Annotated in this window: 18 protein-coding genes; 14 read left to right on the plus strand and 4 right to left on the minus strand. The window is 64.0% G+C overall.

Annotation, left to right across the window (positions count from 1 at the left end; translation table 11 throughout):
• Nucleotides 1-155: 155 nt before the first annotated feature.
• The 12 genes from GGQ64_RS15235 to GGQ64_RS15290 all read left to right on the plus strand — a co-directional run bounded on the left by GGQ64_RS15235 (nt 156) and on the right by GGQ64_RS15290 (nt 10,308).
• A complete protein-coding gene (locus GGQ64_RS15235) occupies nt 156-1,304 on the plus strand; it encodes an ABC transporter substrate-binding protein (protein WP_246422718.1) in 1,149 nt (382 codons plus the stop codon).
• A 22-nt stretch (nt 1,305-1,326) separates the two neighbouring features.
• Nucleotides 1,327-2,301, plus strand: a complete 975-nt coding sequence (locus GGQ64_RS15240) for a YVTN family beta-propeller repeat protein (protein WP_183805783.1) — start codon at nt 1,327-1,329, stop codon at nt 2,299-2,301.
• 32 nt (nt 2,302-2,333) lie between these two features.
• Nucleotides 2,334-2,801 (plus strand): cupredoxin domain-containing protein, encoded by a 468-nt coding sequence (locus GGQ64_RS15245; RefSeq protein WP_183805785.1) that lies wholly within the window; start codon nt 2,334-2,336, stop codon nt 2,799-2,801.
• A 54-nt stretch (nt 2,802-2,855) separates the two neighbouring features.
• On the plus strand, nt 2,856-3,662 hold the full coding sequence (locus tag GGQ64_RS15250) for an ATP-binding cassette domain-containing protein (protein WP_183805795.1): 807 nt from the start codon (nt 2,856-2,858) through the stop codon (nt 3,660-3,662).
• Nucleotides 3,659-4,525: an ABC transporter permease gene (locus GGQ64_RS15255; RefSeq protein ID WP_183805797.1), complete on the plus strand. Its 867-nt coding sequence runs from the start codon at nt 3,659-3,661 to the stop codon at nt 4,523-4,525. Before GGQ64_RS15250 ends, GGQ64_RS15255 begins: the two co-directional genes overlap by 4 nt.
• On the plus strand, nt 4,522-5,145 hold the full coding sequence (locus tag GGQ64_RS15260; protein WP_183805799.1) for a hypothetical protein: 624 nt from the start codon (nt 4,522-4,524) through the stop codon (nt 5,143-5,145). Before GGQ64_RS15255 ends, GGQ64_RS15260 begins: the two co-directional genes overlap by 4 nt.
• A gap of 195 nt (nt 5,146-5,340) precedes the next feature.
• Nucleotides 5,341-6,381: a cysteine synthase A gene (locus GGQ64_RS15265; protein ID WP_183805801.1), complete on the plus strand. Its 1,041-nt coding sequence runs from the start codon at nt 5,341-5,343 to the stop codon at nt 6,379-6,381.
• A gap of 3 nt (nt 6,382-6,384) precedes the next feature.
• Nucleotides 6,385-7,128, plus strand: coding sequence for an alanyl-tRNA editing protein (locus tag GGQ64_RS15270; RefSeq protein ID WP_183805803.1), 744 nt, complete (start codon nt 6,385-6,387; stop codon nt 7,126-7,128).
• Between the two features lie 12 nt (nt 7,129-7,140).
• Nucleotides 7,141-7,995: a 3-mercaptopyruvate sulfurtransferase gene (sseA, locus tag GGQ64_RS15275; RefSeq protein WP_183805805.1), complete on the plus strand. Its 855-nt coding sequence runs from the start codon at nt 7,141-7,143 to the stop codon at nt 7,993-7,995.
• Nucleotides 7,996-7,999: 4 nt separating this feature from the next.
• Nucleotides 8,000-8,566 (plus strand): GNAT family N-acetyltransferase, encoded by a 567-nt coding sequence (locus GGQ64_RS15280; protein WP_183805807.1) that lies wholly within the window; start codon nt 8,000-8,002, stop codon nt 8,564-8,566.
• 151 nt (nt 8,567-8,717) lie between these two features.
• Nucleotides 8,718-9,770: a phosphotransferase enzyme family protein gene (locus GGQ64_RS15285; protein ID WP_183805809.1), complete on the plus strand. Its 1,053-nt coding sequence runs from the start codon at nt 8,718-8,720 to the stop codon at nt 9,768-9,770.
• A 73-nt stretch (nt 9,771-9,843) separates the two neighbouring features.
• Nucleotides 9,844-10,308: a DUF1203 domain-containing protein gene (locus tag GGQ64_RS15290; protein ID WP_183805811.1), complete on the plus strand. Its 465-nt coding sequence runs from the start codon at nt 9,844-9,846 to the stop codon at nt 10,306-10,308.
• A gap of 96 nt (nt 10,309-10,404) precedes the next feature.
• Here the strand turns inward: GGQ64_RS15290 and ald are convergent, their stop codons facing one another.
• On the minus strand, nt 10,405-11,523 hold the full coding sequence (gene ald / locus GGQ64_RS15295) for an alanine dehydrogenase (RefSeq protein ID WP_183805813.1): 1,119 nt from the start codon (nt 11,521-11,523) through the stop codon (nt 10,405-10,407).
• A 181-nt stretch (nt 11,524-11,704) separates the two neighbouring features.
• On the opposite strand from ald, the gene GGQ64_RS15300 reads away from it, so the two are divergent.
• A complete protein-coding gene (locus GGQ64_RS15300) occupies nt 11,705-12,166 on the plus strand; it encodes an Lrp/AsnC family transcriptional regulator (RefSeq protein ID WP_183805815.1) in 462 nt (153 codons plus the stop codon).
• Here GGQ64_RS15300 and GGQ64_RS15305 read toward each other — a convergent pair.
• The 3 genes from GGQ64_RS15305 to ilvA form a co-directional block, all read right to left on the minus strand.
• Entirely contained in the window at nt 12,128-13,417 is a 1,290-nt protein-coding gene (locus tag GGQ64_RS15305; RefSeq protein ID WP_183805817.1) for a GGDEF domain-containing protein, read from the minus strand. The two genes, GGQ64_RS15300 and GGQ64_RS15305, sit on opposite strands and share 39 nt — an antisense overlap.
• A gap of 179 nt (nt 13,418-13,596) precedes the next feature.
• Nucleotides 13,597-13,911 (minus strand): HlyU family transcriptional regulator, encoded by a 315-nt coding sequence (locus GGQ64_RS15310; RefSeq protein WP_183805819.1) that lies wholly within the window; start codon nt 13,909-13,911, stop codon nt 13,597-13,599.
• Between the two features lie 67 nt (nt 13,912-13,978).
• A complete protein-coding gene (gene ilvA / locus GGQ64_RS15315) occupies nt 13,979-15,223 on the minus strand; it encodes a threonine ammonia-lyase (protein WP_183805821.1) in 1,245 nt (414 codons plus the stop codon).
• Nucleotides 15,224-15,345: 122 nt separating this feature from the next.
• On the opposite strand from ilvA, the gene GGQ64_RS15320 reads away from it, so the two are divergent.
• Nucleotides 15,346-16,800, plus strand: coding sequence for a TrkH family potassium uptake protein (locus GGQ64_RS15320; protein WP_183805823.1), 1,455 nt, complete (start codon nt 15,346-15,348; stop codon nt 16,798-16,800).
• The last annotated feature ends 83 nt before the right edge of the window (nt 16,801-16,883 follow it).

A 16,883-nucleotide genomic window follows, 5' to 3' on the forward strand; every position in this document is an offset into this window, starting at 1 on the left:
TGGTTACAAACATGGTGGGCACCTTAATCTGTACAACGCAGCCGCCTTCTCCGAAGGCGAGCGCAGGACGTGGTATGAACATGAAGAGTACGGTGCCGAATACTCTTGTATTTTTTCTCGCCTGTTTTTTCCTGCTCGTCAATGCGCCGCAACCGATGGCGCAGCAGAAACCCGCCGCCAAGCCCGTCACGGAAATCCGGATCGGCTATCTCAGGGCCTACGAGCCGCAACTGGCGCTTTCGGTGCTGGACATCCCTCCGGAGGATGAAGGTGTTGCCGGGGCCAACGTCGCCATCAACGACAACAATACAACCGGAAGCTTTCTCGGGCAGTCCTTCAGCCTGGACGTGGTCCAGACGAAGCGGGAGGAGGATGTCGTCCCGGTGTTCAGGGAGATGCTGGCGCGCGGCGAGAAATATGTGCTGACCGATATCTCGGCCGGGCAGTTGCTCTCCATCGCCGACCTCGCCAGAGAAAACGGCGTGCTTCTCTTCAACGTCGGTTCGACGGACGATATCCTGCGCGAGCAGGAATGCCGATCCAACGTCTTCCATACGGCACCGACCCGCACCATGCTGGCCGACGGCCTGGCCCAGTATCTGGTCTGGAAGCAGTGGCGCACCTGGGTCCTGCTCTACGGTTCCCACGAACCGGACCAGCTTTATGCCGATGCGATCCGGCGAGCGGCAAAACGCTTCGGCGCCAAGATCGTCGAGGAACGGCTCTACGAGGATACGGGCACGGCCCGTAGAACCGACAGCGGCGTGGTTCAGGTCCAGCGGCAGATGCCGGTCTTCACGCAGAACCTGCCGGCGCATGATGTCGTCATCGTCGCCGACGAGAGCGAGGTCTTCGGCAGCTATGTCCCCTACCGGACCTGGGACCCGCGGCCGGTTGCCGGAACCGCGGGCCTGGTCGCTTCCTCCTGGCATCCGGCCAGCGAGCAATGGGGCGGCTCGCAGATCCAGGGCCGTTTCGAGAAGGCGACCGGACGCCGCATGCTCGGCAAGGACATGCAGGCATGGACGGCGGTCCGTATCCTCGGCGAAGCGGCGACGCGGACCAGCAGCAATGACACCGCAAAAATCGAAGCCTTCATCAAGGATGAGAATTTTTCGCTGGCTGCCTTCAAGGGCCAGAAGGTGGGCTTCCGCCGGTGGAACTGGCAGCTTCGCCAGCCGATCTTTCTCGGCGACGGACGCGGCGTGGTCTCCACCTCGCCGCAGGAGGGATTTCTTCATCAATTTTCCGAACTCGATACATTGGGAGTGGATCAGCCGGAGACGGCCTGCAATCTGAATTGATAAAAGGGAATGGGAGGAAAGAATGCACAGATATGCCTACCTGCTCGCGGGAACAATCGCGGCTGTCATCCAGACGGGGCCTGCCTGGGCCAACGCCGTCTACGTCTCCAACGAGAAGGACAACACCGTAACGGTCGTCGATTCCAAGACGATGGAGGTAACGAAGACCATCAACGTGGGGCAACGGCCGCGCGGCATCACGGTTTCCCACGACGGGAAGCTTCTTTATGTCTGCGCCAGCGACGACGACACGGTCGAGATCATCGATACGGCAACGCATCAGATCATCGGATCGCTGCCATCCGGTCCGGATCCGGAGCTGTTCGTGCTCTCCCCGGACGGCAAGACCCTCTACGTCGCCAATGAGGACGACAATCTCGTCACCGTCATCGACGTCGACAAGAAGCGCGTCATCACCGAGATACCGGTCGGCGTGGAGCCGGAGGGCATGGGCATCAGCCCCGACGGCAAGACCATGGTGAACACCTCTGAGACCACCAATATGGCGCATTTCATCGACACCGCGACCCATGAAATCGTGGCCAACGTGCTCGTCGATTCGCGCCCGCGCTTTGCCGAATTCAAGCCGGACGGCTCGCAGGTCTGGATATCCGCCGAAATCGGCGGCACGGTCTCCGTCATAGACAATGCCTCGAGAGAAGTCGTCGAGAAGATCACGTTCGAGATCCAGGGCCTGCGCTCGGAGGCCATTCAACCCGTGGGCGTGCGGATCACCAGCGACGGCAAGAAGGCCTATGTCGCGCTCGGCCCGGCCAACCGGGTGGCGGTCGTCAATACCGAAACCTACGAGGTCGAGAAATACATCCTCGTCGGGCAGCGTGTCTGGCAGCTGGCGTTCACGCCGGACGGCAAGACGCTGATCAGCACCAACGGCCTTTCGAACGATATCACCTTCATCGATACCGCGACCGACGAGCCCATCAAGTCCGTCACCGTCGGCGCACTGCCCTGGGGCGTGACGGTCGCACCCAACTGAGTCGAATTTTCAATTTTCAATGGGAGGAAACCATGTCGAAATTCAAAGTCATTGCCTTTGCCGCACTCGTAGCCGGCGCCCTTTCCATGCAACACCCGGCCTTCGCCCAGTCCGACGATGACGACGATGACGACGACGCGCCCAAGGTCACCCGCGCCAGCCAGAACGTTCCGGAACTGATCCTCGGCTCGAAGGACGACAACTTCGCCGTGAACCAGAAGGATTTCGAGCTCATCGCAGGACAGGGCTACCGGTGGAAGATCACCTCTGCGGCCGGCCTCGAATACAAGTTCATGACCGACCTGTTCCGCAATGTCTGGGTGAACCAGATCGTCATCAATGATCTCGAGGTCCACATGAACGGCGCCCCGGCCTGGCTGGAATTCGATGCGGAGGGCACGATCAACGTGCAGTTCACCACGGTGCGGCCGGGTGAATATACATGGTCGGTCCCCGACCTCGCGGACAAGGGCATGACGGGAAAGATCATCATCAAGTAACGTAGTTCCAGCAAGCCGCGGCAACAATGCCGCCGCTTGCGAGAGGCACATCCGATGAAACTGCAATCGCGTTCACCCGAAACGCCCCGAACCGATGAGAGAGCGGCAGTCGCCGCTCTCGAACTCGCATCGATCAGCTACAATTATGGACAACGAAAGGCACTCGACGACGTCTCGTTTTCCATAGAGCCGGCGCGGTTCACGGTGCTTTTGGGACTCAACGGCGCCGGCAAGACGACGCTGTTCTCGCTCGTCAGCCATCTCTTTTCGCCGCGGACCGGCCGCATCCGCGTTTTCGGCCAGGATATAGACCGGAACTCGGGGCAGGCGCTCAGGCGTCTCGGCATCGTCTTCCAGGCCCGCACCCTCGATCTCGATCTCACCGTCCGGCAGAATCTCCTCTATCACGCCGCCCTGCACGGCATCGGAACGCGGGTGGCGCGGCAGCGGATCGACGAGTTACTCCACGCCATCGACCTGACCGACCGCATCGAGGAGAAGGTGCGCGGCCTCTCCGGTGGGCAGGTCAGGCGCGTCGAGATCATCCGCGCCCTGCTGCACCGGCCTTCCCTGCTGCTTCTCGACGAAGCGACTGTGGGGCTCGACATCAAGTCCCGGGCGACCATTCTGAAGGACATCCGTGCGCTCGTAGAGCGGGACGGGATCAGCGTGCTTTGGGCGACCCATCTGATCGACGAGGTCGGCCAGGCCGATCAGGTTCTCGTTCTCGACAAGGGAAAACTGGTCGCCGACGGCCCAGTGGCGACCATTCTTTCAAGTACCGGAACGGAGACGATCAACCAGGCCTTCTCGAAACTGACCGGCATCACGGACATGAACGTCCGGGGAGGAAGGCCATGACCGACGCAACCGACTTCGCCGGTTCGTCCCGGGAGAAATGGACGGGCTTCTCCGCCAACCAGTACTTCATCTGCCTGAAGGGCATTCTTGTCCGAGAGTGGCTGCGATACCTCTCGCAGAAGGAGCGTTTCGTCTCCTCGCTGGTGCGGCCTCTGCTCTGGCTTTTCATATTCGCAGCCGGATTCCGGCAGGTACTCGGCGTCTCGATCATTCCGCCGTACGAGACCTATGTTCTCTACGAGGTCTACATCACGCCAGGTCTGTGCGGGATGATCCTTCTCTTCAGCGGCATGCAATCCTCCTTGTCGATGGTCTACGACCGGGAGATGGGCAACATGCGCATCCTGCTCGTCAGTCCCTTTCCGCGCTGGTACCTGCTGGTGTCGAAACTTCTGGCGGGTGTCGGGGTTTCCCTCCTGCAGGTCTATGCCTTTCTGGCGATCGCCTGGTTCTGGGACGTCAGGGCGCCGGTCGCGGGCTATTTTCTGATCCTGCCTGCCCTCTTCTTCGCAGGATTGATGCTGGGAGCGCTCGGCATGCTGTTGTCGTCGCTTGTCAAGCAACTGGAGAATTTCGCGGGGATCATGAATTTCGTGATCTTTCCGATGTATTTCGCATCTTCGGCGCTCTACCCGCTCTGGCGGGTCCAGGAGTCGAGCCCCCTGCTCTACAAGATCTGCCTCCTGAACCCGTTCACCTATGCGGTCGAACTCATTCGTTTCGCATTTTACGCACGGATCGAATGGACATCGCTTGTCGTCGTACTGGCCGTCACACTCGCCCTGCTGGGCGCAGCCATCCTGGCCTACAATCCCGCGCGCGGCCTGACCGTCCGCAAACAGGATATGGGAGGAAGCCAATGAACCGGCCTGTTTTTCTCGTTCCCTTGCTCGTCGCGCTGTCGGCAGCGCCATCGGCCCGCGCCGCGGCCAACACCGATCCGGACTGGCCCTGCATCCAGCGCAAGGTGCCCGAACTCTCGATCGCGCAGGTATGGAACGGAAGCGAAATTCCCGAAAGTGCCAAGGAATGGGGAAAGGATCCCCGGCTGTCCGATCTCGCCGCCGAATTGACCAAGCGCAGTAATGCGATCGAAAATGTGCGACAGCAGATTTCCGATTATGCCTCGGCACTGCCGAAAGACCAGGTGAATGAAAGGCTGGAGCAGTTGTTCATGGCCGTGTTCGACAGGCTCAACATGGAGCGCGGTCAGATCATCTCCGGCATCGCCCGCTATGCCGGCAAGCAAAGGGACCTGGCGTCGGATATCCGGAAGAAGGCCGCGGAGATCGACAAGATGCACGCTGCATCCGATTCCGACCCGACAGAGCTTGCGAGACATGACCAGCAACTGGCATGGGAGACCCGCATCTTCGAGGAGCGGGTCCAGTCGCTGACCTATGTCTGCGAGGTCCCGACGCTGATCGAGCAGCGGCTCTACAGCCTGTCGAAAATCATCAACGAGTCGATGCTCAAAGAATAGGTCGGTGGCCCCCTGGGCCCAAAAGGCAGCGCGCCACGCTCCGGCGCGCCCGGGCAAGGTCATGGGTCAGCGGCACCTCGGCCAAAATTTGCCTCCGGGGACCCGACACGGGGAACAGATTTTCTTGCAAACCATTGCTTGCGATCCGAAAAGTCGCTGCCTAAGCTAGGACGTTAAAGTGCGAGGTCGCGGACAATGGCAATTCTTCCTTCGGTATTGGACGCAATCGGCAACACCCCGCTCATCAGGCTGAAGGGCGCCTCTGAAGCGACTGGATGCACCATCCTGGGCAAGGCCGAGTTTCTCAATCCGGGCCAGTCGGTGAAGGACCGCGCGGCGCTGAAGATCATCCGCACTGCGGAAAAGGCCGGCCAGTTGCGCCCGGGCGGTATCATCGTGGAGGGCACCGCCGGCAACACCGGCATCGGCCTTGCGCTGGTGGCGCAGGCGCTCGGCTACCGCACCGTCATCGTCATCCCGGAGACGCAGAGCCAGGAGAAGAAGGACGCGCTGCGGCTGCTCGGCGCCGAACTGGTCGAGGTTCCGGCCGTCCCCTACAAGAACCCCAACAACTACGTGAAGCTGTCCGGCCGGCTGGCCGAGCAACTGGCCAGGAGCGAGCCGAACGGGGCGATCTGGGCCAACCAGTTCGACAACGTCGCCAACCGCGACGCGCACATCGAAACGACGGCACCGGAGATCTGGCGCGACACCGACGGCAAGGTGGACGGCTTCGTCTGCGCCGTGGGCTCGGGCGGGACGCTTGCGGGCGTCGCCGCCGGCCTGCGCGCCAAGAACCCTGCGATCAAGATCGGCCTTGCCGACCCGGACGGCGCCGCACTCTACAACTTCTATGCCCATGGCGAGCTCGCCTCGTCCGGAAGTTCGATCACCGAAGGCATCGGCCAGGGCCGGATCACCGCCAACCTGGAAGGATTCACGCCGGACTTCTCCTACCAGATCCCCGACACCGAGGCGGTCCCGTTGGTCTTCGACCTGATCGAGCACGAGGGCATCTGCGTCGGCGGCTCGACCGGGATCAACATCGCCGGCGCCATCCGGCTGGCGAAGGATCTCGGTCCCGGCCATACGATCGTGACGATCCTGTGCGATTATGGTAACCGCTACCAGTCCAAACTGTTCAACCCGGACTTCCTCGATTCGAAGGGTCTGCCGGTACCGGCGTGGCTGAAAGCGACATCGACGATCAAGGTCCCCTACCAGGCTGTTGCGTGATCGATGACGAAGCCCGTTGCTGCGCTCTTTCGTGACGATTTCTATCTTGCCACCACCGAGGCCATTGTGACGGCGGTTCACGAGGATGGCGGCGTCGAATTCGACCAGACCTGCTTCTACGCCACGTCGGGCGGGCAGCCGGGCGACGCCGGCTTCCTCGAGCGCGCGGACGGCAGTCGGATCGCGCTGGGCCCGACCGTGCACGGCGCGACGAAGGACATCATCCTCCATCGCCCGCTCGAGACCGCCCTGCTTCCGTCCGTGGGCGAGAAGCTGGTGCTGCACGTCGACTGGGCGCGCCGCTACCGGCTGATGCGCATGCACACGGCCTGCCACCTGCTCTCCGTCGCCTGTCCCTTCCCGATCACCGGGGCTGCGGTCGGCGAAGAGGAGAGCCGCGTCGACTTCGACATGAGCGAGACGATCGACAAGGACGAGGTGACGGCACGGCTGATGCAGCTCGTGGACGAGAACCACCCCGTCTACGTCCAGTGGATCACCGACGAGGAACTTGCGGCCAATCCAAACATTGTGAAGTCGAAGAACGTGCGCCCGCCGATCGGGCTCGGACGGGTGAGCCTCGTCTGCATCGGCGAGAACTCGGCGGTCGACAGCCAGCCCTGCGGCGGCACGCATGTCTCCGAAACGCAGGAGGTCGGCGCCATCCACATTTCGAAGATCGAGAAGAAGGGCAAGGAGAACCGGCGTTTCCGCATCAAGTTCGGCGCGCCCGACCCTGCACCTTAAGGAGAAGCATTCGTGACCGCCGAAAAGAGCAAGTTCGTCGTCAGCGCCGACTGGGTCCAGAAGCAACTGGGCGCTCCCGAATTCCGGATCGTCGACGCATCGTGGTATCTGCCCGCGCAGAACCGCAACGGCGCTGCCGAATATGCCGTCGGGCATCTCCCCGGGGCGGTCTTCTACGACCAGGACGCGATCGCCGACCACTCGACGGGCCTGCCGCATTCGATCCCCTCGCCGCAGGATTTCGCATCCGCGGTCGAAAAACTCGGCATCTCCGATACCGACACGATCGTGGTCTATGACGGCCCCGGCATTTTCACCGCGCCGCGCGTGTGGTGGCTGCTGCGGACCATGGGTGCTGAGAACGTGTTCGTGATGGACGGCGGCCTCGACGGCTGGAAGAAGGAGGGCCGGCCGCTCGAGACCGACCTGCCGGAGCCGAAGCCGGGACATTTCCGGCCGCGGTTCAAGGCGGATGCCGTCACCTCCTTCGACGAGATGTTTGCTGTCGCCTCGACGGGCGGTCGCCAGATCGCCGATGCCCGCAGCCTTGGGCGCTTCAGCGGCGAGGAGGCCGAGCCGCGCGCCGGGATGCGCTCGGGCCACATGCCCGGCGCCCGCAGCCTGCCCTCGGGCGTCTTTTCCGCCGACGGCAGGCTGAAGGATCTCGACGCGCTGAAATCGACGTTCGAGGCGGCCGGGATCGACCTGGACAAGCCGGTCGTCACCACCTGCGGCTCGGGCCTGACCGCGGCCATCATCACGCTGGCGCTGCAATCGCTCGGCCACGAGAACAACACGCTCTATGACGGCTCGTGGTCCGAATGGGGTGCGCGCGAGGATACGCCGGTTGTCACGGGGCGGGGCTGAGCCCATGGCTGCCGCTGCCAAGCCGGCGCCATTGCCGGTCCACATCACCGAACTGCGCATGACGGCGCCGCCCAAGCAGAGCCTGCCGGTGCCGGTCAACATCCAGACCGCCATCATGCGCGTGCCGGAGATCCCGACAGCCTACTATCGCTTCCTCTACACCCAGGTCGGCCGCCGGTGGCACTGGGTCGATCGGCTGCGGATGGACGACGAGGCGCTCGCGGCGGTCCTGCACGACAAGCGCACCAACGTCACCGTGCTCTATGTCGACGGCGCGCCGGCCGGCTTCTTCGAGCTGTTCCAGCACGATGCGGAAACGACCGAGCTCGTGCATTTCGGCCTGTTCGAGCGGGCGCTCGGGCTCGGGCTCGGCAAGTGGTTCCTGCTGCAGACGCTCTACGCCGCCTGGGCCTCCGACCCCAAGGCGCTGGAGGTCACCACCAACAACCTCGACCATCCCCGCGCCCTGCAGCTCTACCAGATGTTCGGCTTTTCGCCGGTGCGTACCCGCGACGACGTCGTCATCCCGCTGTCGGACGCCGAACTGCTCGAACTGGCACGGCACGGCTGACGGATTCCGCTTCTCCTTCTGGCCGGGCGGGCCTGGAAAGGCGGGGACGCCTCCCGCTTGCGACTGGAAACGCGGATCGGTTTGGGCCATATACGGGCGCCGCCATCGGGATGCGGCCGCCAACAGCCACAACAGGATCGTTCCCCTTCGCATGAAGAGCGCCCATCCCAGCATCAGCGAACTGCTCGGCGGGCACGCCGATGTCCTGCACAGGAAGTGGCGTTTCCACCTGCAGAAGCGGATCGTGAAGCTGAACGGGCGGACATACGTTCTCTACCGCTTCCGCTTCCGGCACGCCATGGCGCGGTTCGAGGAAGCGCTCAGCAGGCTCGAACGGGCGGGACTTTCCGTCCAGACCATCTGCGCACGCACATCGAGCCTCGGCGAGCGGCTGCGCTATGGCAACTGGCTGGCCCTCTCCTATCTCCCCGGCCAGCCGCTCGAGCGGCGGCCGGACGAGCAGAGCCTGACCTCGCTGGGGCAAACGATGGCACGCCTCAATTCGCTCGACGGCGAGCCGCGCCGTGCGCTGTTCCAGCGCAGGCATCCGACCTTGCCGCACGAGGACTATCTCGCCGCCGAAGGCAGTTTGACCGACGCCCAGCGGGACTGGATCCGGGCGAGCCTTGCGCGGCTCGAGATGCTTGCGGCCACGCAACTGACGCATGGCGACCTTCACAGCGCCAACATCATCGTGGATGCCGATCGCTCGGTGGGTCTGATCGATTACGAGCTTCTGGCCTACGACCTTTCCGGCATCGAGCTGGCGGCGACGCTTCTGCGGCCGTTCTGCCGCAACGAGCGGACGCGCCGGGCACTGCTGCGCGCCTACATGACCTCCTGTCCCCCAGAACTCCGGCAGGCCTGGAGGGAGAACAGCCGCGACTTCATCTTTGCTGCGGCCGCACGCCTGGCGCTGTCACGGCAGGATCGGGTCAGCCATATCGAACGGCGGGAGCGGTTCCTCTCCCTGCGCCGGTTGCTACCTTTCGGCCGCGACAAGGCCTCCCACGACCGGGTGCGGGAGAGCCACCGCAAGATCGTGCGCGCCGCGCAACGCAACGAGGCCTATTACCAGAGCGTGGCGCGTGTCATGGTCAGGGTGTGCATCAGGCGTCCGGGCATCGGTCCGGTCGCGCTCCTGAAAATATGCGACCAGCGCTACCGGAAGGCCAGAGGCGCCACCACCCGCCGCCCGCGCTGAAGCCGGGTACGGAATCGGGTGTCGCCGGAAGAGGTTCGGGATCATCATGGCTCCACACCCAACGGAGGCCGCGATGACAGTCCAGTTCCTTCCCATTCCGACCGAGACCGCGACCGCCTACTGGAACGGCGGGCCGGACGCCTATGGCATGACGCCGGAACGGGCGATCTCCGACGGCGACGGCGTGCCCTGCCGGCATTGCCTGCGCGGCGTCAGGGCCGGAGAGGTCTACCTGATCCTCGCCCACCGCCCCTTCCCCGACCTGCAGCCCTATGCGGAGACCGGCCCGATCTTCCTGCACGCGGCACCCTGCCCCGCCTATGCCGGGCCCGGATTGCCGCCGATGCTGGAAAGCCGGGACTATATCGTCCGCGGCTACGACGACCGCAACCGCATCGTCTACGGCACCGGTGCGGTGACCCCGACCGGCGAGATCGCCGGCTATGCCGAGACGCTGCTGGGGCGGGAGGACATCGCCTATGTGCATATACGGTCGGCCCGCAACAACTGCTACCAGTGCAAGATCGTGCGCGCGTAAAGATCTGGCGCGTCGCCGCAAACGAAAGGCCCCGGACGCGAGGCTTCCGGGGCCGGTTGCTGTCGTCCGCATCGTTCCGGATGCGCGACGGTCGCCTCAGGCGACGTTGAGAACAGCCTCCGGCGCCGCCATCTCGTAGCCCAGCGCCTCGGCGACGGCCTTGTTGGTGATGCGGCCGCGATGGACGTTGAGGCCGGCGCGAAGGTGGCGGTCCTCGGCGATCGCCTTCAGGCCGCGGTCGGCCAGTTGCAGGCCGTAGTGCAGGGTGGCGTTGTTCAGGGCCTGTGCGGAGGTGATCGGCACCGCGCCCGGCATGTTGGCCACGCAATAGTGGATGACGCCGTCGACCTCGTAAGTCGGCTCGGAATGGGTCGTGGCGTGCGAGGTCTCGAAGCAACCGCCCTGGTCGATCGCCACGTCGACGATCACCGAGCCGCGCTTCATGCCCGACAGCATCTCGCGGGTGACGAGCTTGGGTGCGGCAGCGCCGGGAATGAGCACCGCGCCGATGACCAGATCGGCCGCAAAGACCTCCTCCTCCAGCGCATCGATCGTCGAGTAGCGGGTATGGACGCGGCCGTTGAAGAGGTCGTCGAGCTGGCGCAGGCGCGGGATCGAGCGGTCGAGGATGGTGATGTCTGCGCCGAGCCCTGCGGCCATCCTGGCGGCATGGAGGCCGACGACGCCGCCGCCGATGATCGCGACCCTGGCAGGCTCCACGCCCGGCACGCCGCCAAGCAGGATGCCGCGGCCGCCGTTTGCCTTCTGCAGCGCGGTGGCGCCGGCCTGGATCGAAAGGCGACCGGCCACCTCGGACATCGGCGCCAGCAGCGGCAGGCCGCCGCGCTCGTCCGTGACCGTCTCGTAGGCGATCGCCGTCACGCCGGAGTGCAGCAGGCCCTTGGTCTGCTCCGGATCGGGCGCGAGGTGCAAATAGGTGTAGAGGATCTGGCCGTCGCGAAGCTGCGCCCATTCGGAGGGCTGCGGCTCCTTCACCTTCACGACCATGTCGGCCTTGTCGAAGATGTCCCTGGCGGTGGGGACGATCTTCGCGCCGGCTGCGCGGTAGGCGTCGTCGTCCGCGCCGATGCCGGCGCCAGCCTTCGTCTCGACGATCACCTCGTGGCCATGCGCCACATATTCGCGCACCGCGCCTGGCGTCAGGCCCACACGATATTCATGGTTCTTGATTTCCTTCGGGCAACCGACACGCATGCTTGCGTTCCTCTCTCGCTGGTATGCCAAATCCTGAGGCTCACGGCCTCGCCCGCCACTCCCTGCGGGCGGCACAATTGGAGCAGAAGTGCTGCGCAATGTCCTTGCGAAGACGATTGGATTCTTCGCGATTTTCCGCGTATCCTTGCGCCTGATCTTCCCCCCTTCGAAGGAAACAGCGTTGAGTGCGCTTGATTCGATAGATACTGCCATGCTGCGCCTGCTTCAGCAGAACGGGCGCATCTCGAACGCGGAACTCGCCGAGCGCGTCGGTCTGTCGCCGTCCGCCTGCTCGCGGCGGCTCGACATCCTGGAAAAGTCCGGTGTCATCAGCGGCTATCATGCCCACCTGTCGCAGCAGGCGCTCGACTACAAGATGATCGCGATCGTGCACATCTCGCTGTCCGGCCAGTTCGCCAAGACGCTGGCGGAGTTCGAGGCGGCGGTGAAGCTCTGCCCGAACGTGCTCGTCTGCTACCTGATGTCGGGCGAATACGACTACATCCTGCGGATCGCGGCGAAGGACCTGGCCGACTACGAGCGCATCCACCGGGACTGGCTGTCGGCCCTGCCCCATGTGGTGAAGATCAATTCCAGCTTCGCCCTACGCGAAGTCATCGACCGTCCGAACATCGGCGTCTGACAGGTCCTTGCCGACGACCTTGTTGCGTCCGCCGCGCTTGGCGGCATAGAGGCGCCGGTCGGCGGCGGAGAGCAGCGCGATCAGCGTCGTGCCGTCATGATCGCTGCTCGATACACCGATGCTGATCGTCACCGGACGGCCATCCGGGCGGACGATCTGTTCCTCGACGGCGCGGCGGACCTGTTCGGCGCGCGCCACCGTGTCCCCGTGGGACAGCCCCTCGCACAGGACGACGAATTCCTCGCCGCCGAATCGGTAGACCCGGTCGCCGCTGCGCATGCACTGCTGCAGCGCGGCCGCCGTCGCCTTCAGCACCTGGTCGCCGGCCAGATGGCCGAAATCGTCGTTGATCGTCTTGAAGTGATCGGCGTCGACGACCATCAGGCTCGTCATCGAACCGGCCATGACGGATGCCTGCAACAGGCGCTGTCCCTCATATTCCAGCCTGCTCCGGTCCCAAAGGCCGGTCAGCGCATCGCGCCCGGACCGGTCGAGGAGATCCTCGTAGCGTTCGCGGAAGGTCAGGTCGTTGAAGATGTCGGCGATCGGGCGCGAGGAGACGGGAATGGCGGAGATGCGCGCGAGCCGCAGGTAGCCGGTCGTCAAGGTGGCGAAAACGAGCGTCGCCAGCATCTTGGCGATCCATCCGCCCCACAGCACCGAAAGCGGTGCGGCGTTCAGGAGATGCAGGACGGCGAAGAAGCCGACCTGGTCGAAGGTCAGCACGACGGCGCCGGAGAGGAACAGGCGCGGCCAGATGGGCATCCGTCTCGATCGGCCGAGCCTCTCGTAGATCAGGATGATGGCGAGCGCGTCGATATAGAGCAGAGTCGTGCCCCAGAGCATCAGCCAACCCATCTCGTCGATGAAGGAGAGGTCGACCACCCGCCCAGGCACGACGCTGACGGTGTCATGGTACTGCAGGATCAACGCGAGCAGGACCGTCAAGAAGTTGCCGGCGAGCAGGCCGTAGATCGGCGCGCGGACGATGCCCGCATCCTCCTTGATGTAGAGCAGCAGGATCATCATCAGCTTGCCGGAAAAGAGGATCGACGAACCGGGCGAGAGCACCCCGAACGGAAGCTGGACGTAGAAGACCGCGGCCAGGTAGGTCTCCAGGAAATGCATCACGCCGAGCGCAGTGATGAACACGCCGATGCCGATGCGATGGCGCTGGTGGAGCAACGTCACCATGAAGGCGAAATAGACGAGCGCCTCCACGAAGAACAGGATCAGGTTGTTGAATTCCATGCACGCGCCTGCATCAATTCTTCGCCCCGCTCCGACGCTATCCGCGATCCGGGCGGCAAAGATAGTCTTAAATTTTAGGGGTCAGGACCCTCGCCTGTCTTTCAGGCGCCGATTCTCGCGCACATGCAAGAGCGAATTGCGGGAAGCTGCCGATCGTTGCGGAGAGGCTGTGGCCGCGATCAGACGTTGCGCGACGGCTCGCCATCGGAAAAGAGCGACGGGCCGTGCTGGTCGACGATCTGCCGGGCCTTGCGGAAGGCTGCAGCCACCGTGTCGTCGCGGCTGGTGAAGACGTCGGCCCGCACGAAGCTGCGCACCAGCACGACGTCGCCGTCGTGCTTTTCGATGCGTCCCGCCAGGCGGAACTGCGACCCCTCCTGCATCGGCGTCGCGACGAGCACGAGATCGTTGTAGGTCTCGCGCTCGTCCGGGGTCGAAGCCGGCGCGTCGGATTTGCCGGAGAGGCCGAACAGCTTGGAAAAGAATGATGCCATGGCCGAGTGGTAACACAGCTTGAAGGGCTGTCAACCGCTTCCCGTCCGACCGCCTCACGCCCGACTGTCAGATGATCAGGTTCGCGAGGACCTCGTTGTCGGTGATGTCCTGATAGCGCAGGCCGGCGCCGTCGAAGGCTTCCTTCAGGGCGACGAAGTTCTGCGGTGACTTCGTCTCGATGCCGATCAGGATCGAGCCGAAGTTGCGGGCCGACTTCTTCAGGTATTCGAACCGGGAGATATCGTCGTCCGGACCGAGCAGGTTGAGGAAGTCGCGGAGCGCACCGGGCCGCTGCGCCATGCGCAGGATGAAGTATTTCTTCAGGCCGCGGTGGCGCATGGCCCGTTCCTTGACGTCGGGCAGCCGCTCGAAGTCGAAATTGCCGCCCGAGACCACCGCGACCACGGTCTTGCCCTGAAGCCGCTCGCGGCCCAGCGCCTCGAGTGCCGTGACCGACAGCGCACCCGCAGGCTCGAGCACCACGCCTTCGACGTTCAGCATGTCGATGATGGTGACGCAGATCGCATTCTCCGACAGGAGCATGGCCTGCCCGGCATCGAAGGTGCGCAGTGCTGCAAAATTCAGGTCGCCGATCCGGCCGACGGCGGCGCCGTCGACGAAATTGTCCACCTGCTCGAGGGTGATCACCTCGCCCGCCTCCAGGCTGCGGCGCAGGCTCGGGGCGCCTTCCGGCTCGCAGAAGACGAATCCCTCCTTCGGCACCATGTCTGAGAGATAGCCGGTCACCCCGGCCGCAAGCCCGCCGCCGCCGACCGGCAGGACGACGAGATCGGGCCTGATGTCGCCGAGCTGGGCCGCTATTTCGGCCGCCACCGTCGCCTGCCCCTCGATGACGTCCGGATCGTCGAAGGGCGGTACCATGACGGCGCCGGTGTCGCGTGCATGCTCCTGTGCTGCCCGGTAGCACTGGTCGAAGAAGTCGCCAAAGAGGCGGATCTCGACGGAATCGCCGCCGAAGGTGCGCGTCTTGTCGATCTTCTGCTGCGGCGTCGTCACCGGCATGAACACCGTTCCCTTCACGCCGAAATGGCGGCAGACGAAGGCAAACCCCTGCGCATGATTGCCGGCCGATGCGCAGACGAAACTGTCCTGCTTGCCCTCGCCTGAGATGATCTTGCGGAAGAAGTTGAAGGCGCCGCGGATCTTGTAGGATCGGACGGGCGAAAGGTCCTCGCGCTTCAGGTAGACCTGCGCGCCGTAGCGGGCGCTCAGGTGTTCGTTCAACTGCAACGGCGTTTCGGGAAAAAGCGTGCGCAGAGCTTCGGTTGCGCGCTCCACATCCTGTTTCATGACCTGCGGCATCCTTGAGTTTGATCCTGCCAGACGCTATTGCATATCGCAGCCGCGGAGGCCACCCGTCCTCTTCCGGGCGGAGCGTGGCGGCGACGCCGCCCCATGAGAACGAGACGCCTTTGAACGCCACGATCTACCGCTCCGCCATCAACATCGCCGCCACCTGTGGTCTCTATCTGTCGCTGTCGATGCTGCTGCCGATGGTGACAGACCTCTATTACGGGCATCCGGACTGGAAGATCTTCGCGATCTCGGCCTTCATGATGGGCGGGCTGTCGCTTGCGACGGCGGCCGCGACGCGCGCCGGCCCGCCGCCCTTCAGCAAGAAGATGGGCTTTCTCGTCGTCAACCTGCTCTGGCTGGTCTGGTGCCTGATCGGCGCCATCCCGTTCTGGATGTCGTCCCTGAAGATGGACTTCGCCGAGGCCTTCTTCGAATCGGTCTCTGCCGTGACCACCACCGGCTCTACCGTCATCGTCGGGCTGGACCATGCACCGCCCGGCCTCCTGATGTGGCGATCGCTGCTGCACTGGCTCGGCGGCATCGGCATCCTCGCGCTCGGGCTGTTCATCATGCCCTACCTGCGCGTCGGCGGACTGTCCTTCTTCAAGCTGGAATCCTCCGACAGCGGCGACAAGCCGTTTGCCCGTATGGCCGTCTACAGCCGCGCCTTCATCCTGATCTACGTCTTCCTCACCGTCGTCTGCGCCATCGCCTACAATGCGCTCGGCATGAACCGCTTCGACGCGATCAACCACGCGATGTCGACGGTGGCGACCGGCGGGCTTTCGACCCACGACGCCTCCTTCGGCTACTACGACAGCCTGCCGCTGCTGTGGGCGGCGTCGTTCTTCATGACGCTCAGCAGCCTGCCGTTCTCGATCCTGATCCTGTTCATCGTGCGCGGGCGGCTGGACACGCTGAAGGACCCGCAGATCATCGTCTTCCTCGGCTACGTCGTCTTCTTCGCGGTTGCCGCCAGCCTCTACCAGCGGCTGGAGAACGGCGTTCCCTTCCATGAGGCGCTCGCCCATTCCTTCTTCACCGTCACCTCGATCCTGTCGACCACGGGCTTTGCCAGCGACGACTACACGAGTTGGGGCCACTTCATCGTCGTGCTTGCCTTCATCGCGACCTTCATGGGTGGCTGCTCTGGCTCGACCGCCGGCGGCATCAAGGCCTACCGCATCATCATCCTGTTCAATTTCGTCCGCTCGGGGCTCTATCGGCTGATCTATCCGAACGGCATCCATGCCGTGCGCTACGGCCCCATCACGGTGGACGCGGACGTGCAACGCAACGTCTTTTTGTTCTTCATCTCCTACATGATGATCTGCTTTGCCGGCGGGCTGCTTCTCGGGCTGATGGGCTACGACGCGCTGACATCGATCTCTGCCTCGGCCACGGCCCTATCCAACGTCGGCCCCGGCGTCACGCCGTCGATCGGGCCGGTCGGCACATTCGCCGGCATGAGCGACCCGGCCCTCTATCTCCTGTCGTTCCTGATGCTGCTCGGACGTCTCGAGGTGCTGACCGTGCTCGTCATCCTCACCCCGCTGTTCTGGAAGAGCTGAGGCGGTTTGCGGCCTGTTCCATCCCTGTACCTTGCGAGCGCTTGACTGCCTGCCGGCATCTGCGCATCCTTCGGCGACGATCC

Source organism: Mycoplana azooxidifex (assembly GCF_014196765.1).
Classification (GTDB): Bacteria; Pseudomonadota; Alphaproteobacteria; order Rhizobiales; family Rhizobiaceae; genus Mycoplana; species Mycoplana azooxidifex.